Here is a 21128-nt window from a genome sequence, read left to right as displayed (position 1 = left end):
CAGGGGCGCTTGTGGCGCCCCTTGTAACTTATTTTGCCGGGGCAACACCATACTGTGTAAACCAGGCGAGCATGCGCTGCCAGCCATCTTTCGCCGACGCTTCATGATAGCTTTCACGATAGTCGGCATTAAAGGCGTGGCCCGCTTCGGGATACACGACAATCTCCGCGTTGGCATTAGCCGCACGCACCGCTTTTCGCATCAGCTCAATGCTCTCCTGCGGAATGCTCTCATCCTTGCCGCCATAGAGGCCTAAAACCGGCGCGCTCAGTTCGGTGGCTACATCCACCGGCTGGGTTGGCTGCTTAATGGTTTTCTCGCCGACCACCTTGCCATACCAGGCTACCGCCGCTTTTAGCTGCGGATTGTGTGCGGCATAAAGCCAGGTGATGCGACCGCCCCAGCAGAAGCCGGTAATGGCCATGGTGCGCATATCGCCGCCATGTTTGGCTGCCCAGTTGGCAACGTGATCGAGATCGGCCAGCACCTGCGCATCCGGCACCTTGTTGACCAGCTCTTTAAACAGCGTGGGGATATCGCTGTATTCTGAAGGATCGCCTTCGCGGAAATAGAGTTCCGGCGCAACGGCCAGATAGCCCTCTGCCGCCAGCCGACGGCAGATGTCACGAATATGCTCGTGTACGCCAAAAATCTCCTGCACCACCAGCACAACCGGCAAACCCTCGGTTTTATTTTCAGGCCGGGCAAAAAAAGCGGGCATGTTTTCGCCCTGGGTGGCCACGGAGGTTTCGCCGCTGTGAATTGCGTGATCTCCGGTAATGATGGTGGTGGTTGCGGTGGGGCCGACCGCAGGCGCGAAGCCGCGCGCTTTTTGTGCCATATTCTCTTCGGTTTTCATTGTTCTCTCCGTACAGACGATTCGCGCAGTGAGGTAACTATAGCCAGGATTATTTCTTCACTCCCGGCAGTGCGGGTTATCTCTCTTTATCACTACACCGTGGCAGCGTGCACAGCAGCCTGTAGCACTACGTCAAAGCACGCTTGCAAGGTGTGAGATTAGTCACATTGTTTTGATTAATCTCTGCAACTTTCATAATGTTGAACGATTGCGTTCACACCTTTTCCCTGACCGCTGGCGTAAAGTACGCGGCTGTTACTATTTACTTCAGGAGTCCGTTATGGCCCAGTCCGATGTTTTTCATTTAGGTATCACCCGCGCTGATCTGCAGGGCGCCACGCTGGCCATTGTGCCTGGCGATCCAGAACGAGTGAAAAAAATCGCGGCGTTGATGGACAATCCTGTGCATCTCGCCTCACATCGCGAATTCACCAGCTGGCGTGCCGAGCTCAACGGCAAGCCGGTTGTAGTTTGCTCAACCGGCATTGGCGGCCCGTCGACCTCCATTGCGGTAGAAGAGCTGGCACAGCTGGGCGTGCGCACTTTCCTGCGCGTCGGCACCACCGGTGCGATTCAACCCGATATCAACGTTGGCGACGTGCTGGTGACCACCGGCGCCGTTCGCCTTGATGGTGCCAGCCTGCATTTCGCCCCGATGGCGTTTCCGGCGGTAGCCGATTTCGCCTGTACCACTGCGCTGGTTGCCGCTGCAAAAGCTGCCGGTGCGAAAACGCATATCGGCGTAACCGCCTCTTCCGACACCTTTTATCCGGGCCAGGAACGCTACGACACCTTCTCAGGCCGTGTGGTGAGCCAGTTCCAGGGCTCAATGAAAGAGTGGCAGCAGATGGGCGTGCTGAACTACGAAATGGAATCGGCCACGCTGTTAACCATGTGCGCCAGCCAGGGCTTACGCGCCGGTATGGTGGCGGGCGTTATCGTCAATCGCACCCAAAAAGAGATTCCGGATGCGGCCGCGATGAAGCAGACAGAAAGCGATGCGGTGAAAATTGTGGTTGAAGCGGCGCGCCTGCTGCTGGACTAACGCCGCATTTCGGAAACGGCTGCGGGAATTTCGAGACAGGGCTTATAGGGTTCGGCTTTTTAGCCTCTTTATACTCTGCGCATTCTCAATGACCTTAAGCCGTTTCCGATGCGTAAAACTACTCCTTCTCCCCGTCGTACCCAGGTTGTCATCACGCCTGCGATGCAGGACCGCTTTGAACAACAGGCAGCGCGGTTTCGTCAGGCAATGGATCAGCTCGATTTTGCGCAGGCGCGTCTCTGCTGTGAGCAGGTGCTGAAAGTAATCCCCCAGCAGATGCAGGTACTGAGTGATTACGCGCTGGTGCTGATGCGCCTCGGTGAGCATCAGAAAGCGTGGAAAATTTACCAGCGTATTTATCAGTCGCCGCAGCGACACAGAGCATCCGATACCTGGCTGGATGGCCTGGCGGAGCTAAGCGGGCTGATGAATAAGCCGCTGGAGGTCAAGCGTTACGGCCACGAATCGCTGAGTAAAGCCGATGCAATCTATAAGCAGAATGTTCGCTATCCTTTTCCGGCGCGTGGTCCTGAACCGTTGGACCTCGACAACCCGCAAAAAAATATCATCGCTTTCAGCCTCTATGGCCAGCATCCGCGCTACTGCGAAACGCTGATCAAAAACGTTGAGGTCGCACGAGAGCTTTATCCGGCATGGACCTGCCGTATCTATCTTGATGACAGCGTGCCGCAGCATGTCTGGCACCGGCTGCAGCAGCCAAACGTGCAGCTGGTGGATATGTCACATGAAAAAACCATTATGCCAACTCTGTGGCGTTTTCTGGTGATGGATGACAGCAGCGTAGAACGCTTTATCGTACGTGATGCTGACTCCTTGCTCTCTGAACGCGAAGTGGTGGCGGTTGAAGCCTGGGCGGCTTCTCCTTTTTGGTTTCATCATATGCGGGATTATTGCTCGCACACGGAACTGCTGCTGGCGGGCATGTGGGGCGGCTGTCACGGCGTATTTCACAATATTGAACAGCAGATTCGTGACTTCATGACGCAGTACAGCGGCAGCGCGCGTTTTACCGATCAGGTCTTTCTGAAGACTGCGCTGTGGGCCACCGTGCGCGAAAGCCTGCTCAGCCATGATGATATCTTTGATTTCCACGATGCCCACGCTTTCCCGCCGCATCCGCCGGTGCGCTGGCAGGGCGCTGAGTTTCATGTTGGCAGCAACGCCGGTTACACGCGTGTCGGCGGCCCGGCTTCCGTGACAGACAACCAGCCGCAATGGGTGAAACTGTGCAGCGATGCCGGTGAGTTCGCTTATCCGGCACCGGTTAAAAACGGTGAATGGTCGCTGGCGGTGCCTTTCTTCCTGGTGACGGACTACCAAAATGGCAAGCTGCGTTTCGTACTGACTGACGCGTAACCTTCAGCGCCACCGATTTGTGTGGACATTCATACAGGGCGCCTCTACCTTTTCCCCCACGCGGTAATGGGGAGAAAAAGCAATGGAGCAGGGTTATCTGTTAGCGGGCTGTCTTGGCCTGGCGGGCCTCCTTTTTGGCTGGTTGGTGGCGCATTTACGGACCGGCCAGCAGCAGGCTGCTGCCCTGACGCAGCAGCGGCTGTTGGAACAGTCGCTGGCCCAGTCTCATCAGGCCCAGCAAAAGCTGGAGCAGCAGCTGACGGAGCAGCGCCAGCTGCAACAGCAGGACGCACAGACCCTTCGCCAGCTGCATGGCGCGCTCTCAGCCTCACAGGAAAAACTGCAGCATTTTGACTACTGGAAAGCCGAGTGTGAGCAGCTGAGCCGTGAGCTGCGCAACCAGCTGGAGATCAACAGTGCGCAGGAGGCGGAGCTGCGTGAAGTCACCATTCGTCTTGAAGAGTCGCGGTTAACCGCAGAAGAGAAGCAGCGCCTGCTGATTAACAGCGAACAGCGCCTGAGCGCCCAGTTCGAAAACCTTGCCAACCGTATCTTTGAAAACAGCGGCCGCCGCGTCGATGAGCAAAATCGCCAGAGCCTGAATACCCTGATTACGCCGCTGCGGGAGCAGCTTGATGGCTTCCGTCGCCAGGTACAGGAAAGCTTTGGCCAGGAAGCGCGCGAAAGACACACCCTTTCCCATGAAATCCGCAGTTTACAACAGCTAAATGCCCAAATGGCGCAGGAAGCGATTAACCTCACTAAAGCGCTGAAAGGCGACAATAAAACCCAGGGCAACTGGGGTGAAGTAGTGCTCAGTCGCGTGCTGGAAGCGTCCGGCCTGCGCGAAGGCCACGAGTATGAAACCCAGGTCAACATTCAGCTGGATCAGCAGAAACGTATGCAGCCCGATGTGGTGGTGCATCTGCCGCAGGGCAAGGATGTGGTGATTGATGCCAAAATGACGCTGGTGGCCTATGAGCGCTACTTTAACGCCGACGATGAAGCGACGCGCGAACTGGCGCTGACTGAGCATATTGCCGCCGTGCGCGGGCATCTGCGTCTGCTGAGTCGAAAAGATTATCAACAATTGCCGGGTTTACGATCGCTGGATTATGTGTTGATGTTTATCCCGATTGAGCCGGCGTTTCTCCTGGCGATCGATCGTCAGCCGGAGCTAATCAGCGAAGCATTGCAGCAGAACGTCATGCTGGTCAGCCCGACCACCTTACTGGTGGCGTTGCGTACCATCAGCAACCTGTGGCGTTACGAACATCAGAGCCGTAACGCGCAGCGTATTGCCGATCGGGCCGCGCGGCTTTATGACAAAATGCGGCTGTTTGTGGATGACATGAGCAGCATCGGCCAAAACCTCGATAAGGCGCACGACAGCTATCGTCAGGCGATGAAAAAGCTGGCGGAAGGACGCGGCAATTTGATCGCCCAAACCGAGAGCTTTCGCCATCTCGGCGTGGAGATCAAACGGCCACTGAATCCGCAGCTGGTGGCCCAGTCGTTAGCCGACGACGAGGACGATCTGGCACCGCTGTCGGAAGTCAGTGAAACCCTTCAGCGCATCAATGAATAAACGGGCGTTAACGTGCCTGACTTCCGGGACTCTGATACACTTCGAGGATATTTGATTGTGGAGCAGGCAAAACATGGCAGATGAATCTCAGGAAACTACCCACTTTGGTTTTCAGACCGTCGCTAAAGAAGAAAAAGCGGCAAAAGTGGCTGATGTTTTTCATTCCGTTGCGGCCAAATATGATCTGATGAACGACCTGATGTCGTTTGGTATTCATCGCATCTGGAAGCGTTTTACCATCGACTGCAGCGGCGTGCGTCGCGGTCAGCGGGTGCTCGATCTGGCCGGTGGTACCGGTGATTTAACCGCGAAATTTTCTCGTCTGGTGGGTGAAACCGGCCAGGTTGTGCTGGCAGATATTAACAGCTCCATGTTGAAGATGGGCCGTGAAAAGCTGCGCAATACCGGCGTGGTGGGCAACGTCAGCTATGTGCAGGCGAATGCCGAAGCGCTGCCGTTCCCCGATAACTATTTTGACTGTATTACCATCTCTTTTGGCCTGCGTAACGTGACCGAAAAAGAGAAGGCGCTGGCATCGATGTTCCGCGTGCTGAAGCCGGGCGGCCGTTTGCTGGTGCTGGAGTTTTCAAAACCGCTGCTTGAGCCGCTGAACAAAGCCTACGACACCTACTCGTTTCACATTCTGCCGCGCATCGGTGAGCTGGTAGCGAAAGATGCAGAAAGCTATCGCTATCTGGCCGAATCGATCCGCATGCATCCCGATCAGGAAACGCTGAAGGCGATGATGAATGACGCCGGTTTTGAAAACACGTCGTACTACAATTTAACGGGCGGCATTGTTGCCTTGCACCGTGGATTTAAGTTCTGAATCAGGATAATGCATGATCCTCACGCCACTGTTAACCGCAGGTCTGGAGACCGCGCTTAACCACATTCTGTACCGCGATCGCAGTATGAAAGCCGCGCGGCAACGCCTGAGTGGCAAAGTGTTGTCGCTTTCTCTGCAGGAATTTTCTCAGCCGATGACGCTGGTGTTCAGTGAGCAGCAGCTTGATGTGTTAGGCGAATGGCAGGGCAGCAGCGACTGCACGGTTAAAACGTCCCTGCGCACCTTGCCTGAACTGCGCGATCGTCAACAGCTTACCCGTCTACTGCGTAGCGGCGCGCTGGACGTCGAAGGCGATTTGCAGGTCGTGCAGAACTTTTCCGCGCTGCTGGATATGGCTGAACTCGATCCCGCTGAATATCTGGCCCCGTGGGTTGGTGACATCGTTGCGCAGGGAATGAGTCAGTCCGCGCGGCGCGCATTCGCTTTTTTCCGTACCGATCTGCAACGCAAACAGGTTTACCTGGCAGAGACGCTCACCGAAGAGTGGCGTGTGACGCCGGGCGCGCTGGAGCTCGCCTGGTTTGCAGAAGAAGTTGACGCGATGACGCGTTCGCTTGACGCGCTAAGCGCACGAATCGCACAGCTGGAGGCGAAATGACGCTGGGAGAAATACGTCGAGCCTGGTTTATCGTAAAAACCTTTCTCACTTACGGACTGGATGAATTTATACCGCAAACGCGGATCACGCTGCCGATTCGTCTGTGGCGACGCACGCTGTTTTGGGTGCCGAATCAACATAAAGAAGCCGCTGCCGGTGCCCGTTTGCGCCTGGCAATGGAGCATCTGGGGCCGGTATGGATCAAGCTGGGTCAGATGATGTCGACCCGCCGCGATCTGTTTCCGCCGCACATTGCCGATCAGCTGGCCATGCTGCAGGATCGCGTGGCACCGTTTGACGGCGTGAAGGCCAAAGCGCAGATGGAAAAATCACTGGGCGGCCCGATTGAAACCTGGTTCGATGATTTTGATATCACGCCGCTGGCTTCAGCTTCGATTGCTCAGGTGCACACCGCGACGATGAAAGAGAATGGCCGCAAGGTGGTCATCAAGGTGATTCGTCCCGATATTCTGCCGGTGATCAAGGCGGATATGCGTCTGATCTATCGCCTGGCGAGCTGGCTGCCGCGCCTGCTGCCGGACGGACGCCGTCTGCGCCCTGCGGAAGTGGTGCGCGATTATGAAAAAACGCTGCTCGATGAGCTGAATTTGCTGCGTGAATCGGCCAATGCCATTCAACTGCGCCGCAATTTTGAAAACAATACGCTGCTGTACGTACCGGAAGTTTTCTCCGACTACTGCAGTGAAACCATGATGGTGATGGAGCGGATTTACGGTATTCCGATTTCGGATGTGGTGGCGCTGGAGCAGCATGGTGTAAACATGAAGCTGCTGGCCGAACGCGGCGTGCAGGTGTTCTTTACGCAGGTGTTTCGCGACAGTTTCTTCCACGCCGATATGCATCCCGGGAATATCTTTGTCAGCTATGACCACCCGGAAGATCCGCAATATATCGCGATTGACTGCGGGATTGTCGGCTCGCTGAACAAAGAAGATAAGCGTTATCTGGCGGAGAATTTCATCGCCTTCTTTAATCGCGATTATCGCAAGGTAGCCGAACTGCATGTTGATTCAGGCTGGGTGCCCGCGGATACCAACGTTGAAGACTTTGAGTTCGCGATTCGTACGGTGTGCGAGCCTATTTTTGAAAAGCCGCTGGCAGAGATCTCCTTTGGTCACGTGCTGCTGAACCTGTTTAATACCGCGCGTCGTTTCAACATGGAAGTCCAGCCGCAGCTGGTGCTGTTGCAAAAGACCTTGCTCTATATTGAAGGAGTAGGGCGCCAGCTCTATCCGCAGCTTGATCTGTGGAAGACCGCCAAGCCGTTTCTGGAAGACTGGATCAAGGATCAGGTCGGTATTCCGGCCATCATTCGTGCCGTCAAAGAGAAAGCACCTTACTGGGCAGAGAAGCTGCCTGAGTTGCCGGAACTGGTTTACGACAGCCTGCGTCAGCACAAACGTTTGCAACAAAGCGTCGATAGACTGGCAATCGATATGCAGGCACAGCGCACTCGCCACCATCAGTCACGTTTTCTGTTTGGTATCGGCGCCACGCTGTTGTTAAGTGGAACGGCCATTGTGTTAAAGCGGCCGGAACTCGATTTTCTTCCCGCCATTATGATTGCGGCGGGCATCGTTACCTGGCTGGTTGGTTGGCGCAAGACAAACTGATTGTCAGGTTATCTCAAAGGCGCTAATGTCGCTGGATCGGGCCGCAGCCTGTCTGTACGGCGTCATTAGTCAGATTATACGTATTGAGTAGAGGTTTATGTCATGGGCGGTATAAGTGTCTGGAATTTATTGATTATTGCAGTGATTGTGGTGCTGCTTTTTGGAACGAACAAGCTCCGTAATCTCGGTTCGGATTTAGGATCGTCGATCAAAGGCTTCAAAAAGGCGATGAGCGACGACGACAAGAAAGAAACCGATCATCAGGACGCTGATTTCACCGCTAAAACGCTGGCGGACAAGCAGCATACTGAGGCGACGAAAGACGAAGCCAAGAAAGACAAAGAGCAGGTGTAAACCGTGTTCGACATTGGTTTTAGTGAACTGGCATTATGCTTCATTATCGGGCTGATCGTCCTTGGCCCGCAACGTTTACCGGTTGCGGTGAAAACGGTGGTTGGCTGGATCCGCGCGATGCGCTCGCTGGCGGCTAACGTGCAGAACGAGCTGGCGCAGGAACTCAAACTGCAGGAGCTGCAGGACAGCCTGAAGAAAGTGGAGCAGGCCAGCCGCGACTCTTTATCGCCGGAGCTGAAGGCGTCGATGGATGAGCTGCGTAAAAGCGCCGAGTCGATGAAGCGCTCCTATACCGGCGATAATGAAAAGGCTGACGATGAAGCCTACACCATTCATAACCCGCTGAAGAAAAACGAAGAGATGTCGCATGCGACGCCAGCTGAAGCCGATATGCAGGCCAGCGCGCCTGCTCAGGCACCCGCTGAAACCGACGCGGAAGTCGAGCCAAAAGCGGCGGCGACTGAGACAAAACCTGCTGATTCAGCCACCTCTCACGAAGCGATAAACACTCCTCATGGCCGTTGAAGATACCCAACCGCTTATCAGCCATCTTATTGAGCTGCGTAAGCGTCTGCTCTACTGCATTGGTGCCATCCTGGCCGTTTTCCTGGTCTTGATCTGGTTTGCCAATGATATCTACCATATCGTTGCCTCACCGCTGATTGCGCAAATGCCGGTTGGCGCCAGCATGATCGCCACCGACGTGGCGTCGCCATTTTTTACGCCGATCAAACTGACCATCATTGTTTCGATTTTTCTGTCGGTGCCGGTCATTCTCTATCAGGTTTGGGCGTTTATTGCGCCAGCGCTCTATCGCCATGAACGTAAACTGGTGATGCCGCTGCTGTTTTCCAGCTCGGTACTCTTTTACGTTGGCGTGGCGTTTGCCTACTTTGTTGTCTTTCCGCTGGCCTTTGGCTTTTTTGCCAAAACCGCCCCGGAAGGCGTGCAGATAGCCACAGATATCAGTAACTATCTCGATTTCGTCATGTCGCTGTTTATGGCGTTTGGCGTTGCTTTTGAAGTGCCAATTGCGATTGTGCTGCTGTGCTGGACTGGCGTAACCAGCCCGGAAGACTTGAAAAAGAAACGGCCCTATATGTTGGTCGGCGCGTTTGTCATCGGCATGTTATTAACGCCGCCGGACGTTTTTTCGCAAACTTTGCTCGCTATTCCGATGTACTGTCTGTTTGAAGTCGGCGTATTCTTTTCCCGTTTCTATGTGGGGAAAAGGCGACAGGATATGGCTGACGAGCAAGAGTCATAACCCTGATCGGTTACGCACTCTCCCGCACACTGGCGGAGAACTCATTCACTCAACCGCCCAATGGGCGGTTTTTTTCTATCGGGATAAAAGATGTTTGATATCGGTGTAAACCTGACCAGCACGCAGTTTGCAAAAGATCGCGAACAGGTGGTTGCCCGCGCGCGCGCAGCGGGCGTCACCGGCATGCTGTTGACCGGCACCAACGCGCTGGAGAGTCAGCAGGCACAAAGCCTGGCACGGCGTCACCCGGGCTACTGCTGGTCCACGGCGGGCATACATCCGCACCATGCCAGCGAATGGTCAGGGGAAACGGCCGCTACGCTGCGCCGTCTGGCCGAAAGTGATGAAGTCGTGGCAATTGGTGAGTGCGGGCTCGATTTTAACCGCAATTTCAGCGCCCATGAGCAGCAGGAATATGCGTTCACCGCCCAACTGACGCTGGCGGCAGAACTGGAGATGCCGGTTTTTCTGCATTGCCGCGATGCACATACACGCTTTGAAGCGTTGCTGACACCCTGGGCGGATAAGCTAACGGGCGCGGTGGTGCACTGCTTTACCGGCAACCAGCAAGAGCTGGAAGCGTGTCTGGCGATGGGGCTAATGATTGGTATTACTGGCTGGGTGTGCGATGAGCGACGCGGCCTGGCGCTGCGTGAGTTGTTGCCGCTAATACCGGCAGATCGGCTGCTGTTGGAAACTGACGCACCCTATTTACTGCCGCGAGATATGCGGCCGCGTCCTACCTCACGCCGCAATGAACCTTGCTATCTGCCGCATATTGTTCAGCAGGTGGCGCACTGGCGTAATGAAGAGCTGGATGTGCTGGCTGCACAGCTGGAGAGCAACAGCCGACGTCTGTTCCGTCTGCCGTGAGGGTCATGACCGGGTTTGCACACCCGGTCAGAGCTTTTGAAACTGCTTATTGTCCACGCTGCGAATAATTTGCTTATTGAGCATATTGAGCAGCAACATCGAGCGCGCTTCGCCATCGGGTTCGGTAAAAATTGCCTTGAGACCTTCAAAGGTGCCTTCGGTGATCAGCACTTCATCGCCGGCCTGTGGGGTTTCCGGATCAACCATAGAAACAGGCGTGTCGGTTTGCAGCGCTGCGATAACCGTGTGCGGCACCGTAGCAGGCTGATTGCCAAAGCGGACAAAGTGGCTCACGCCGCGCGTGGAGCTGATGGTTGTGGTATGAATATCTTCTGGATCGAATTCGATAAACAGATAATTTGGAAACAGCGGTTCGCTGACCGTGGTGCGTTTACCGCGGACCACCTTTTCCATGGCGATCATGGGGCTGAGACAATGCACTGCCTGCCGCTCCAGGTGCTCCCGGGCGCGTAACAATTGACCTCTTTTGCAGTAGAGCAGATACCAGGATTCCATAACGTCACATTCCAATTTTCGGATGTTAAGAATATCAAAACTGTGCTGAGAGTTATAGCGCATCCACGAGCCGACGTGCGGCGATAAGCGAAAAACAGCGCCAGCGCAGGCAATTATTCGCAGCGGATTGCCACACAAAATTCAACACAGCGCGCTAATCAATCCTATAATGGCCGCTTCACTTGCCGGAACAATAAGCAGCATGAAATATCAGGACTTACGCGACTTCATGGCGTTGCTTGAGCAGCGCGGAGAGCTAAAACGCATTACCCAGTCAATCGATCCGATTCTGGAAATGACTGAAATCGCCGATCGCACCTTGCGCGCGGGCGGACCCGCTTTGCTGTTTGAAAACCCCAAAGGCTATGACATGCCGGTGCTGTGCAACCTGTTTGGCACGCCGAAACGCGTGGCGATGGGCATGGGGCAGGAAGAGGTTAGCGCGCTGCGCGAAGTGGGCAAACTGTTGGCATTTCTGAAAGAGCCTGAACCGCCGAAAGGCTTCCGCGATCTGTTCGATAAGATGCCGCAGTTCAAGCAGGTTCTGCATATGCCGACCAAGCGGCTGCGTAATGCGCCTTGTCAGCAAAAGGTGATGCAGGGCGATGAGGTCGATCTAAGCAAAATCCCGGTGATGAAGTGCTGGCCGGAAGATGCGGCTCCGCTGATCACCTGGGGCTTGACCGTAACGCGCGGTCCGCACAAAGAGCGGCAGAATCTTGGTATCTATCGCCAGCAGGTGATTGGCAAAAACCGCCTGATTATGCGCTGGTTGTCACATCGTGGCGGCGCGCTGGATTTCCAGGAATGGTGCAAAGCGCATCCGGGCGAACGCTTCCCGGTCGCCGTGGCGCTGGGCGCCGATCCCGCCACCATCCTGGGCGCGGTCACGCCGGTGCCGGATACGCTGTCAGAATATGCCTTTGCTGGTCTGCTGCGCGGCAACAAAACTGAAGTGGTGAAGTGTATCTCCAACGATCTGGACGTGCCCGCCAGTGCGGAAATTGTGCTGGAAGGGTATATCGAGCCAGGCGATATGGCGCCGGAAGGCCCCTATGGCGATCATACCGGCTACTATAATGAGATAGATGATTTCCCGGTGTTCACCGTGACGCATGTGACGCAGCGCCATGACGCCATCTATCACTCAACCTATACCGGTCGGCCGCCGGATGAGCCTGCGGTATTGGGCGTGGCGCTCAACGAAGTGCTGGTGCCCATCCTGATTAAACAGTTTCCGGAAATTGTTGATTTCTATCTGCCGCCAGAGGGCTGTTCTTACCGGCTGGCTGTGGTAACGATGAAGAAACAGTACGCCGGCCATGCCAAGCGGGTAATGATGGGCGTCTGGTCATTTCTGCGGCAGTTTATGTACACCAAATTTGTTATCGTATGTGACGACGACGTGAATGCGCGCGACTGGAACGACGTGATTTGGGCGATTACGACACGCATGGATCCGGCACGCGACACCGTGCTGATTGAAAATACGCCGATTGACTATCTCGACTTCGCCTCACCGGTTTCCGGCCTCGGCTCCAAAATGGGGCTTGATGCCACCAACAAATGGCCGGGAGAGACGCAGCGAGAATGGGGACGGCCTATCGAAAAAGATCCGGCGGTAACGGCGCGTATTGACGCGATATGGGATGAGTTAGGCATCTTTACTCAGCCGCCGCAGCGTTAATGGCGGCCACTACGATAATGACGACCCGACAGAGGGAACGCATGACAACTTTAAGCTGTAAAGTGACTTCAGTTGAAGCCATCACCGATACCGTTTTCCGGGTACGTCTGATTCCGGAAGCTGATTTTAGCTTTCGGGCGGGGCAGTATCTGATGGTGGTGATGGATGAGCGCGACAAACGCCCGTTCTCACTGGCTTCAACGCCGATGGAAAAGGATATCATTGAGCTGCATATCGGAGCTTCTGACCACAATCTTTATGCGATGGCGGTAATGGATCGTATTCAGCAGGAGCGTCAGATCACCGTTGATCTGCCACATGGCGACGCCTGGCTGCGTGAAGAGGGCGATCGTCCATTGATCCTGATTGCGGGCGGTACCGGCTTCTCCTATGCCCGTTCGATTTTGCTGACGGCGCTGTCGCAGCAGCCTGACCGCGACATCGCTATTTACTGGGGCGGCCGTGAGTTAAAGCACCTGTACGATTTGGATGAGCTGAACGCGCTGGCGGTGAAGCATCCGCAATTGCAGGTTATTCCGGTGGTGGAACAGCCAGAAGCAGGATGGCAAGGGCGCAGTGGCACCGTGCTTACCGCGGTGATGCAGGATTTTGGTACGCTCAGCGAGCACGATATTTACATCGCTGGCCGCTTTGAAATGGCCAAAATTGCCCGTGAACGTTTTTGTGCCGAGCGTGGCGCGCTGGAAGCGCACATGTTTGGCGATGCGTTTGCCTTTATCTGATGCCTGAATAATCATCCCGCCGTGTGATGACCGGCGGGATGATTGTTGCCTACACGCGTTCGAATACCGTAGCGATGCCCTGTCCTAAACCGATGCACATGGTAGCAAGACCGAACTCAGCGTTACGCTGTTCCATCAGGTTAAGCAGCGTGGTGCTGATACGCGCACCAGAGCAGCCCAGTGGATGACCCAGTGCAATCGCCCCACCGTTAAGGTTTACTTTCTCATCCAGCTTATCGAGCAGATGCAGCGCTTTCAGGCAAGGTAACGTCTGCGCAGCAAACGCCTCGTTAAATTCAAACAGATCGATATCCTGCACACTGAGTCCTGCGCGCTTGAGCGCCAGTTCCGTGGCGGGCACCGGTCCAAAACCCATTAACGACGGATCGCAGCCGGTTACCGCCATGGCCCGGATGCGCGCACGCGGTTTTAATCCCAGCGCGGCAGCCCGCGATTCGCTCATGATCAGCATGGCGGCGGCACCATCGGAGAGCGCGGAAGAGCTGGCTGCGGTGACCGTACCGTTGCGGGGATCAAACGCCGGTTTCAGCGCGGCAAGCGCCTCAATGTGCGTATCCGGACGAATCACCTCATCATAATCAAAGCGTTGCAGCGCACCATCGGCATCATGGCCATAAGTGGGCACGATCTCATGAGCAAACTGCCCGGACTGTGTTGCCTGCCAGGCGCGCTGATGTGAACGTACCGCGAAAGCATCCTGCATTTCACGGCTGATATGGTGCACCTGCGCCAGCATTTCAGCAGTCAGTCCCATCATGCCAGCTGCCTTCGCCACGGTTTTGCTCAGGCCTGGATGGAAATCGACGCCGTGGCTCATCGGCACGTGGCCCATATGCTCAACGCCGCCGATCAGGCAGCTGTGCGCATCGCCAACCATAATAGCCCGTGCGCCATCGTGTAGCGCCTGCATTGAGGAGCCACACAGCCGGTTAACGGTGGTTGCCGGTACGCGATGCGGAATTTCCGCCAGCAGCGCCGCGTTGCGGGCAATATTAAATCCTTGTTCCAGCGTTTGTTGTACGCAGCCCCAATAAATATCATCCAGCTGCGCCGCTTCCAGCGCCGGGTTACGGCTTAACAGGGCGCGCATCAGATGAGCAGAGAGGTCTTCTGCTCGTACCTGGCGAAACGCGCCGCCTTTCGAGCGGCCCATAGGCGTACGTACCGCATCTACGATCACTACATGTTCCATAATTTCTCCTTACACGCTTTTCAGCGGCTGATGAGCACGCGCGGGCGTGGCCGGATACCAGCTCTCGTGCTGCTCCGCTTTCTGCAGTAGCAGAGCGGGCGGCGTATAGAGCGGGCCAAGCGCGGCATAGTGCTGCGCCATCTCAATAAACCGCGCGTTGCCGAGCGTATCGAGATAGCGCAGTGCGCCGCCATGAAACGGCGGGAAGCCAAGACCATAAACCAGCGCCATATCCGCTTCCGCTGGTGAGGCGATGATATTTTCTTCCAGGCAACGCACCACTTCATTCAGCATAGGAATCATCATGCGGGCGATGATCTCCTCGTCGCTGAAGGAACGCGCCGGCTGACATATCGGCTGTAGCAACGCAGCGATTTCGGCATCGGGCTGCCTGACCGCCTTGCCTTTTTTGTCTGTTTCCCAGCGCCAGAATCCGCTGCCGTTTTTCTGACCGTAACGCTGGGCGGCAAACAGCAGATCAATGGCATTCTGATCTGGCGTCTTCATGCGCGTCGGGAAACCATCGGCCATCACCTGCTGGGCATGATGAGCGGTGTCGATGCCTACTACGTCCAGCAGCCATGATGGCCCCATTGGCCAGCCAAAAGTTTTTTCCATCACCTTATCTATCTGACGGAAATCAGCGCCGTCGCGTAACAGCAGATTAAAGGCAGCAAAATAGGGAAAGAGCACGCGGTTGACGAAAAATCCGGGACAGTCGTTAACCACCACCGGCGTTTTACCCATTTTCAACGCCCAGCCAATCACCTGCGCCAGCGTGCTGTCAGCAGTTTTCTCGCCACGAATAATTTCTACCAGCGGCATACGGTGCACCGGGTTAAAAAAGTGCATGCCACAAAAATTTTCCGGCCGCTTCAACGCCTGAGCAAGATCGCCAATTGGAATAGTCGAGGTATTGCTGGCAATGATGGTATCGCTGCGTACCTGACCTTCGGTCTCCTGCAACACTGCACGTTTTACCGTTGGATTTTCCACCACCGCTTCCACCACGATATCAACCCGATCGAAGTCGGCGAAGCTGAGCGTTGGTTGAATGCTGGCAATGATACTGGTGAGCTGTGCGCCAGTAATTTTGCCGCGTTCCAACTGCTTGTTCAGCAGCTTGCCCGCTTCCTGCATCCCCAGCGTCAGCGCATTTTCGCGAATATCTTTCATGCGCACCGGCACACCTTTGGCGGCAGACTGATAAGCGATGCCGCCGCCCATAATTCCGGCACCCAGCACCGCCGCCTGTTGTGGCGAACGTGCCGACTGTGCGAGCTTTTTGGCTTTGCTTTTGACCCACTGATCGTTGAGGAAAATGCCGACCAGCGCGCGTGCTTCGTTTGACTGCGCCAGCGGAACAAAGGCAGCCGTTTCCAGCTTCAACGCGCCGTCGCGTCCCAGATGCGCCGCTGCTTCAATGGTTTTGACCGCAGTCAAGGGCGCAGGGTAGTGCTTACCGGCCGTCTGCATCACCAGCGCTTTAGCAGTGGTAAAGCTCATTTTCGCTTCAACTGCTGAGAGCTTTAATGGCTGCAGTTTCGGCGCACGGCGTACCCGCCAGCTTTGCTCCTCGATCGCTGCCTGCAGCATGCGCAGCGCCGCCGCGGCCAGCTTCTCCGGCGCGACAATGGCATCGACCAGACCCAGCGACAGCGCGTTGGCGGCATCCACCTCTTTGCCCGCTGCGATGATTTCCAGTGCGTTATCCGCACCGATCAAACGCGGCAGGCGAACGGAGCCGCCAAAGCCGGGCATGATGCCAAGCCTGGTTTCTGGGAGGCCGATGCGCGTATCCGGCGTGGCAACGCGAAAGTCGGTGGCCAGTACACATTCGCAACCGCCGCCCAGTGCATAACCATTAACGGCGGTCAGCGTAGGCACCGGCAGATCTTCCAGTCGGTTGAAAATCGCATTGGCGTCATTCAGCCAGTCGGTCAGCTGGTTGGCCGGGGCGGAAAACAGCGTCAAAAACTCGGTGATATCGGCGCCAACAATAAAGGCGGGCTTGCGTGAACTCACCAGCAGGCCACGCAGCGCGGGTTCATTTTCCAGCAGGGTAAGGGCTTCGCCCAGATTAGCTACCGTGGCGGTATCGAGTTTATTCACCGAGCCTGGCGCATTGAAAACCAGCTCGGCGATGCCATCGGTAAGCCAGTCGAGAGAAAGGGTATCGCTTTGATAAAGCATGTCTGTCTCCTGAGACCACAAAAGGGATCTGGTCATACCAGATGATCGAGAGTGTGAGATTGATGTTAATTATTTGCAAACGCAGCTGTACTGATTTGCTAAGGCGATCACAGCTGCTGCCGTGCGCTATCCTTTCAGCGGCTGTGATAAGATGCGGGCATTTCGCATACACCGGAGGAAAGTAGATGGACGCACTGAACACCCTGTATAAAGATCATCTCGCGACGTTGCAGCAACGGGCGCAGCAGGCGCTGGCACACAGCCAGCATGACGCTTTGCTGATTCACTCTGGTGAGCTGTTAACCGTGCATCTGGACGATCATCATTATCCGTTCAAGGTTAATCCGCAGTTCAAAGCCTGGGTGCCGGTCACGCAGGTCGCCAACTGTTGGCTGTGGGTCGATGGCGTGAATAAACCCAAACTGTGGTTTTACTCACCGGTAGACTACTGGCACAACGTGGAACCGCTGCCGCATAGCTTCTGGACCGATGAGATTGAGATCGTTGCGCTGCGAAACAGTGCGGACATTGGCAGTTTGCTGCCAGCACATCGTGAAAATGTTGCCTATATTGGCCCGGTTCCGGCACGCGCAACGCAGCTGGGCATCCGCGCCGATGCCATCAATCCTGCCGTGGTGCTGAATTACCTTGATTACCATCGCGCTTACAAAACCGACTATGAGCTGGCCTGTATGCGCGAGGCGCAAAAGCTGGCGGTGGCGGGGCATCTGGCAGCAAAAGAAGCCTTCCTTTCCGGCATGAGCGAGTTTGATATTAACCTCGCCTATTTATCGGCTACCGGCCATCGCGACACCGATGTGCCTTACGGCAATATCATCGCGCTTAACGAACATGCCGCTGTGCTGCATTACACCAAACTCGATGCGCGTGCACCGGAAGAGATGCGCAGCTTTTTGATCGACGCCGGTGCGGAATATAACGGCTACGCGGCCGATCTCACCCGTAGCTATGCCGCCCAGAAAAACTCGCTGTATGGCCAGCTGGTGCAGGAGATGAACCACCAGGAGCTGGCGCTGATCGACACCCTGAAAGCGGGCGTGCGCTACACCGAATATCATCAGCAGATGCATGAGCGCATTGCCAGGATGCTGCTGAAGTTTGAGTTGATAAAAGGCATCAGCGCAGAGGCGATGGTAGCGGAAAACCTTACCGGGCCGTTTATGCCGCACGGGTTGGGTCATCCATTAGGCTTGCAGGTACATGATGTCGGTGGCTTTATGCAGGATGAGCAGGGCACGTCGCTGGCGGCACCTGCGCAATATCCGTTCCTGCGCTGCACACGTATGCTCGAACCACGCATGGTGCTGACCATCGAGCCGGGATTCTATGTGATCGATTCCCTGCTGGAGCCGCTGCGCAACGGTGCATTTAGCCAGCATATTGACTGGTTGGCTATCGATGCGCTCAGGCCTTATGGCGGCATCCGCATTGAAGATAACGTGGTGATTCACGCGAATCGTTTAGAAAACATGACGCGCGATCTGCACCTGCCCTGATGGATGCTTATGAAATTCCTGCTGAGCCGGTCAGTGTCAGCGAGGAAACCATCAAGAAGAGCCGCTTTATTACGCTGTTAGCGCATACTGATGGCGTTGAAAACGCACGGGCTTTTGTCCAGCGCGTTAAGGCGGAGCACCCGGCCGCGCGCCATCATTGCTGGGCATGGGTAGCGGGCGCGCCGCAGGATTCACAGCAGCTGGGTTTTTCCGATGATGGTGAACCCTCCGGCACGGCTGGCAAGCCGATGCTTGCTCAACTGATGGGCAGCCAGCTCGGTGAGATCACCGCGGTGGTTGTGCGCTATTACGGCGGTATCATGCTGGGCACCGGCGGCCTGGTAAAAGCCTATGGCGGGGGCGTACAACAGGGGCTGAAGCTGTTGGTACGGCAGACTAAAACGCCGATGGCGACTTTTCAGCTGCGGTGTGAATATGCTCAGCTTGCTGAAGTAGAAAGAATCATCAAACGCTTTGCCGGCAACGTGTTGCACAGTGAGTTCCAGGCGGAAATTACCCTCTGGCTCGCTTTGCCCTATGCACAGGTGGCAGGGTGCCGACAAAATTTGTCCGATTTTAGCCGCGGTGCGTTGGTGCTGACGGCGAGCGAACATTCTCTATCAGGTTAAGGAAACGGCTTAATGCATTTTCGTGCCATTACCCGCATCGTCGGTTTGCTGGTCATTTTGTTCTCAGGCACGATGATTGTGCCCGGGCTGGTGGCGTTGCTTTATCGCGACGGTGCCGGACGCGCCTTCAGTCAGACCTTTATCATGGCGCTGATTATTGGTGCATTATTATGGTGGCCCAACCGTAAGCAGAAGAAAGAGCTGAAGCCGCGAGAAGGGTTTTTGATTGTAGTGCTGTTCTGGACGGTGTTGGGCAGCGTCGGTGCAATGCCATTTATCTTTTCAGAGCACCCGAATCTGTCGGTCACCGACGCCTTCTTTGAGTCGTTCTCTGGCTTAACCACAACCGGCGCGACCACGCTGGTCGGGCTCGACTCATTGCCCAAAGCCATCCTCTTCTATCGCCAGATGCTGCAATGGTTTGGCGGCATGGGAATTATTGTGCTCGCTGTGGCGATCCTGCCTATTCTTGGCGTCGGCGGCATGCAGCTCTACCGTGCGGAAATGCCCGGTCCGCTGAAAGATAATAAGATGCGGCCGCGCATTGCTGAAACGGCTAAAACCTTGTGGCTGATCTATGTATTGCTGACCATCGCCTGTGCGCTGGCGTTATGGCTGGCTGGTATGCCATTATTCGATGCGATTGGTCACAGCTTCTCCACTATCGCCATTGGTGGCTTTTCCACTCACGATGCCAGCATCGGCTATTTTAACAGCCCAACGATCAACACCATTATTGCCATATTCCTGCTGATTTCAGGCTGTAACTACGGCCTGCATTTCTCTTTGCTCAGCGGACGTAACCTGCGCGTTTACTGGCGCGATCCGGAATTTCGTACTTTTATCGGTGTCCAGCTGACGCTGGTGTTGATCTGCACCATTGTGCTGTGGTTCCACAACGTTTATCCCACTACGTTGCAGACGCTGAATCAGGCCTTTTTTCAGGTGGTCTCGATGGCCACTACGGCGGGTTTCACCACCGATAGCATTGCACGCTGGCCACTTTTCCTGCCGGTACTGCTCTTATGCTCCGCCTTTATTGGCGGCTGCGCGGGCTCTACCGGCGGCGGCTTAAAAGTGATTCGCATTTTGCTGCTCTGTAAACAGGGCTCGCGTGAACTGAAACGCCTGGTTCACCCGAACGCGGTCTACTCTATTAAGCTGGGCAATCGCGCGCTGCCGGAACGCATCCTCGAAGCGGTATGGGGATTTTTTTCAGCCTATGCGCTGGTTTTTCTGGTCAGTATGCTGGCCATCATCGCCACCGGCGTAGATGACTTCTCCGCGTTTGCTGCGGTCGCAGCCACATTAAACAATCTCGGTCCGGGTTTAGGCGTAGTAGCGGATAACTTCACCTCCATGAACGACGTCGCAAAATGGATATTGATTTCAACTATGCTTTTCGGCCGCCTCGAAGTTTTCACGCTGTTGGTGCTCTTTACGCCAACGTTCTGGCGTGAATAGATAAAGAAGGACAGTAATGAAAGCCCTTATTCTTTTTTCCAGCCGTGATGGGCAAACGCGTGAAATTGCCTCTTATGCAGGCAAATGCATATCAGAGCAGCAGGAATGTGACGTGATGGATATCCTGCATGTCGGTGCGGTCGACTGGGCGCAATACGATCGCGTGCTTATCGGCGCTTCTATTCGTTATGGACGTTTTCATTCGGCAGTAGCGAAGTTTGTGAAGCAGAACCTGGAAGCTTTGCAGCAAAGGCCATCAGGTTTCTTCTGCGTTAACCTTACCGCGCGTAAACCAGAAAAACGCACGCCGCAAACCAATGCCTATATGCGGAAGTTTCTACTTACGTCGCCGTGGCAGCCCGATTGCTGTGCGGTGTTTGCCGGTGCGCTGCGTTATCCGCGTTACGGCTGGCTGGATCGCGTGATGATTCAGTTGATTATGAAGATGACCGGCGGTGAAACGGATAAAACAAAGGAAGTGGAGTATACCGACTGGCAGCAGGTTGCCAGTTTCGCCCGTGAATTTGCCTGTTTTCCGGTCAAATCGAAGTGAAAAGCATCGCTTTGAATGAAAAAAAAGCAGTCAGAATTTATTTTAAAATTAGCCCTTGTCAGCCTGCAGAAATTCCCTATAATGCGCCTCCACTGACACGGAACAACGGCTTACACAGCGGCGCGTCAGGAGGTTCGGGAAGCTGAACCGCCGGAAAAAATCCTGAGA

The 21128-nt window shown here is 55.3% G+C and carries 20 protein-coding genes; 16 read left to right on the top strand and 4 right to left on the bottom strand.

The genetic code is table 11. From position 1 onward, the window contains the following. Positions 1 to 28 precede the first annotated feature (28 nt). On the bottom strand, positions 29 to 859 hold the full coding sequence (locus tag ACJY2L_RS14500) for a dienelactone hydrolase family protein (RefSeq protein WP_067434545.1): 831 nt from the start codon (positions 857 to 859) through the stop codon (positions 29 to 31). Between the two features lie 280 nt (positions 860 to 1139). Between ACJY2L_RS14500 and udp the strand changes: the two genes are divergently transcribed. The 10 genes from udp (at position 1140) to tatD (ending at position 10445) form a co-directional block, all read left to right on the top strand. Then, entirely contained in the window at positions 1140 to 1904 is a 765-nt protein-coding gene (gene udp / locus ACJY2L_RS14495) for a uridine phosphorylase (RefSeq protein ID WP_067434542.1), read from the top strand. Between the two features lie 108 nt (positions 1905 to 2012). Next, on the top strand, positions 2013 to 3281 hold the full coding sequence (locus ACJY2L_RS14490) for a tetratricopeptide repeat protein (protein WP_439214021.1): 1269 nt from the start codon (positions 2013 to 2015) through the stop codon (positions 3279 to 3281). A gap of 82 nt (positions 3282 to 3363) precedes the next feature. After that, positions 3364 to 4869, top strand: coding sequence for a DNA recombination protein RmuC (gene rmuC, locus ACJY2L_RS14485; protein ID WP_439214022.1), 1506 nt, complete (start codon positions 3364 to 3366; stop codon positions 4867 to 4869). Positions 4870 to 4942: 73 nt separating this feature from the next. Further along, complete coding sequence (gene ubiE, locus ACJY2L_RS14480; protein ID WP_067434533.1) at positions 4943 to 5698, top strand: bifunctional demethylmenaquinone methyltransferase/2-methoxy-6-polyprenyl-1,4-benzoquinol methylase UbiE; 756 nt, start codon at positions 4943 to 4945, stop codon at positions 5696 to 5698. 13 nt (positions 5699 to 5711) lie between these two features. Further along, positions 5712 to 6317 (top strand): ubiquinone biosynthesis protein UbiJ, encoded by a 606-nt coding sequence (ubiJ, locus tag ACJY2L_RS14475; RefSeq protein WP_067434530.1) that lies wholly within the window; start codon positions 5712 to 5714, stop codon positions 6315 to 6317. After that, positions 6314 to 7951, top strand: coding sequence for a ubiquinone biosynthesis regulatory protein kinase UbiB (gene ubiB, locus ACJY2L_RS14470; protein WP_439214023.1), 1638 nt, complete (start codon positions 6314 to 6316; stop codon positions 7949 to 7951). Before ubiJ ends, ubiB begins: the two co-directional genes overlap by 4 nt. Before the next feature lie 102 nt (positions 7952 to 8053). Further along, complete coding sequence (gene tatA / locus ACJY2L_RS14465; protein WP_067434524.1) at positions 8054 to 8305, top strand: Sec-independent protein translocase subunit TatA; 252 nt, start codon at positions 8054 to 8056, stop codon at positions 8303 to 8305. A gap of 3 nt (positions 8306 to 8308) precedes the next feature. Then, positions 8309 to 8830, top strand: coding sequence for a Sec-independent protein translocase protein TatB (tatB, locus tag ACJY2L_RS14460; RefSeq protein WP_439214024.1), 522 nt, complete (start codon positions 8309 to 8311; stop codon positions 8828 to 8830). Then, the gene (tatC, locus tag ACJY2L_RS14455; RefSeq protein ID WP_067434518.1) at positions 8820 to 9572 is read left to right on the top strand and encodes a Sec-independent protein translocase subunit TatC; all 753 of its coding nucleotides are present in this window, start codon (positions 8820 to 8822) and stop codon (positions 9570 to 9572) included. The genes tatB and tatC overlap by 11 nt, the downstream gene beginning before the upstream one ends. A 90-nt stretch (positions 9573 to 9662) precedes the next feature. After that, positions 9663 to 10445 carry a 3'-5' ssDNA/RNA exonuclease TatD gene (tatD, locus tag ACJY2L_RS14450; protein WP_067434515.1) on the top strand — a complete coding sequence of 261 codons (783 nt, stop codon included), beginning with the start codon at positions 9663 to 9665 and terminating at the stop codon, positions 10443 to 10445. A gap of 27 nt (positions 10446 to 10472) precedes the next feature. Here tatD and rfaH read toward each other — a convergent pair whose 3' ends face one another. Next, the gene (gene rfaH / locus ACJY2L_RS14445; RefSeq protein ID WP_439214025.1) at positions 10473 to 10961 is read right to left on the bottom strand and encodes a transcription/translation regulatory transformer protein RfaH; all 489 of its coding nucleotides are present in this window, start codon (positions 10959 to 10961) and stop codon (positions 10473 to 10475) included. A gap of 202 nt (positions 10962 to 11163) precedes the next feature. On the opposite strand from rfaH, the gene ubiD reads away from it, so the two are divergent. Continuing rightward, positions 11164 to 12648 carry a 4-hydroxy-3-polyprenylbenzoate decarboxylase gene (ubiD, locus tag ACJY2L_RS14440; protein WP_067434510.1) on the top strand — a complete coding sequence of 495 codons (1485 nt, stop codon included), beginning with the start codon at positions 11164 to 11166 and terminating at the stop codon, positions 12646 to 12648. Between the two features lie 41 nt (positions 12649 to 12689). Next, positions 12690 to 13391 carry an NAD(P)H-flavin reductase gene (gene fre, locus ACJY2L_RS14435; RefSeq protein ID WP_439214026.1) on the top strand — a complete coding sequence of 234 codons (702 nt, stop codon included), beginning with the start codon at positions 12690 to 12692 and terminating at the stop codon, positions 13389 to 13391. Positions 13392 to 13440: 49 nt separating this feature from the next. Here fre and fadA read toward each other — a convergent pair whose 3' ends face one another. Together fadA and fadB are read right to left on the bottom strand one after the other, a co-directional pair. Next, the gene (gene fadA / locus ACJY2L_RS14430) at positions 13441 to 14604 is read right to left on the bottom strand and encodes an acetyl-CoA C-acyltransferase FadA (protein WP_067434503.1); all 1164 of its coding nucleotides are present in this window, start codon (positions 14602 to 14604) and stop codon (positions 13441 to 13443) included. Positions 14605 to 14613: 9 nt separating this feature from the next. Continuing rightward, positions 14614 to 16797: a fatty acid oxidation complex subunit alpha FadB gene (fadB, locus tag ACJY2L_RS14425; RefSeq protein ID WP_439214027.1), complete on the bottom strand. Its 2184-nt coding sequence runs from the start codon at positions 16795 to 16797 to the stop codon at positions 14614 to 14616. A 185-nt stretch (positions 16798 to 16982) separates the two neighbouring features. Here fadB and pepQ point away from each other — a divergent pair, with 185 nt between their 5' ends. From pepQ to hemG, 4 genes are read left to right on the top strand one after another with little or no spacing between them, the layout of a single operon-like run. Next, the gene (gene pepQ, locus ACJY2L_RS14420; RefSeq protein ID WP_439214028.1) at positions 16983 to 18314 is read left to right on the top strand and encodes a Xaa-Pro dipeptidase; all 1332 of its coding nucleotides are present in this window, start codon (positions 16983 to 16985) and stop codon (positions 18312 to 18314) included. Continuing rightward, a complete protein-coding gene (locus ACJY2L_RS14415) occupies positions 18314 to 18943 on the top strand; it encodes an IMPACT family protein (protein ID WP_187486633.1) in 630 nt (209 codons plus the stop codon). The genes pepQ and ACJY2L_RS14415 overlap by 1 nt, the downstream gene beginning before the upstream one ends. A 12-nt stretch (positions 18944 to 18955) precedes the next feature. After that, positions 18956 to 20407, top strand: coding sequence for a Trk system potassium transporter TrkH (gene trkH / locus ACJY2L_RS14410; RefSeq protein ID WP_067434492.1), 1452 nt, complete (start codon positions 18956 to 18958; stop codon positions 20405 to 20407). A gap of 16 nt (positions 20408 to 20423) precedes the next feature. Continuing rightward, on the top strand, positions 20424 to 20960 hold the full coding sequence (gene hemG / locus ACJY2L_RS14405; protein ID WP_439214029.1) for a menaquinone-dependent protoporphyrinogen IX dehydrogenase: 537 nt from the start codon (positions 20424 to 20426) through the stop codon (positions 20958 to 20960). The last annotated feature ends 168 nt before the right edge of the window (positions 20961 to 21128 follow it).

This window comes from Duffyella sp. Ts4 (assembly GCF_051851875.1).
In the GTDB taxonomy this organism is placed as follows: domain Bacteria; phylum Pseudomonadota; class Gammaproteobacteria; order Enterobacterales; family Enterobacteriaceae; genus Duffyella; species Duffyella gerundensis.
Note: the sequence above shows the minus strand (reverse complement) of the source record. Positions and strands in the feature narration are given on the sequence as shown.

Coding starts and splice junctions, on each gene's coding strand:
- ACJY2L_RS14500 (WP_067434545.1), bottom strand. CDS start 859: ATGAAAACCGAAGAGAATATGGCACAAAAAGCGCGCGGCTTCGCGCCT.
- udp (WP_067434542.1), top strand. CDS start 1,140: ATGGCCCAGTCCGATGTTTTTCATTTAGGTATCACCCGCGCTGATCTG.
- ACJY2L_RS14490 (WP_439214021.1), top strand. CDS start 2,013: ATGCGTAAAACTACTCCTTCTCCCCGTCGTACCCAGGTTGTCATCACG.
- rmuC (WP_439214022.1), top strand. CDS start 3,364: ATGGAGCAGGGTTATCTGTTAGCGGGCTGTCTTGGCCTGGCGGGCCTC.
- ubiE (WP_067434533.1), top strand. CDS start 4,943: ATGGCAGATGAATCTCAGGAAACTACCCACTTTGGTTTTCAGACCGTC.
- ubiJ (WP_067434530.1), top strand. CDS start 5,712: ATGATCCTCACGCCACTGTTAACCGCAGGTCTGGAGACCGCGCTTAAC.
- ubiB (WP_439214023.1), top strand. CDS start 6,314: ATGACGCTGGGAGAAATACGTCGAGCCTGGTTTATCGTAAAAACCTTT.
- tatA (WP_067434524.1), top strand. CDS start 8,054: ATGGGCGGTATAAGTGTCTGGAATTTATTGATTATTGCAGTGATTGTG.
- tatC (WP_067434518.1), top strand. CDS start 8,820: ATGGCCGTTGAAGATACCCAACCGCTTATCAGCCATCTTATTGAGCTG.
- tatD (WP_067434515.1), top strand. CDS start 9,663: ATGTTTGATATCGGTGTAAACCTGACCAGCACGCAGTTTGCAAAAGAT.
- rfaH (WP_439214025.1), bottom strand. CDS start 10,961: ATGGAATCCTGGTATCTGCTCTACTGCAAAAGAGGTCAATTGTTACGC.
- ubiD (WP_067434510.1), top strand. CDS start 11,164: ATGAAATATCAGGACTTACGCGACTTCATGGCGTTGCTTGAGCAGCGC.
- fre (WP_439214026.1), top strand. CDS start 12,690: ATGACAACTTTAAGCTGTAAAGTGACTTCAGTTGAAGCCATCACCGAT.
- fadA (WP_067434503.1), bottom strand. CDS start 14,604: ATGGAACATGTAGTGATCGTAGATGCGGTACGTACGCCTATGGGCCGC.
- fadB (WP_439214027.1), bottom strand. CDS start 16,797: ATGCTTTATCAAAGCGATACCCTTTCTCTCGACTGGCTTACCGATGGC.
- pepQ (WP_439214028.1), top strand. CDS start 16,983: ATGGACGCACTGAACACCCTGTATAAAGATCATCTCGCGACGTTGCAG.
- ACJY2L_RS14415 (WP_187486633.1), top strand. CDS start 18,314: ATGGATGCTTATGAAATTCCTGCTGAGCCGGTCAGTGTCAGCGAGGAA.
- trkH (WP_067434492.1), top strand. CDS start 18,956: ATGCATTTTCGTGCCATTACCCGCATCGTCGGTTTGCTGGTCATTTTG.
- hemG (WP_439214029.1), top strand. CDS start 20,424: ATGAAAGCCCTTATTCTTTTTTCCAGCCGTGATGGGCAAACGCGTGAA.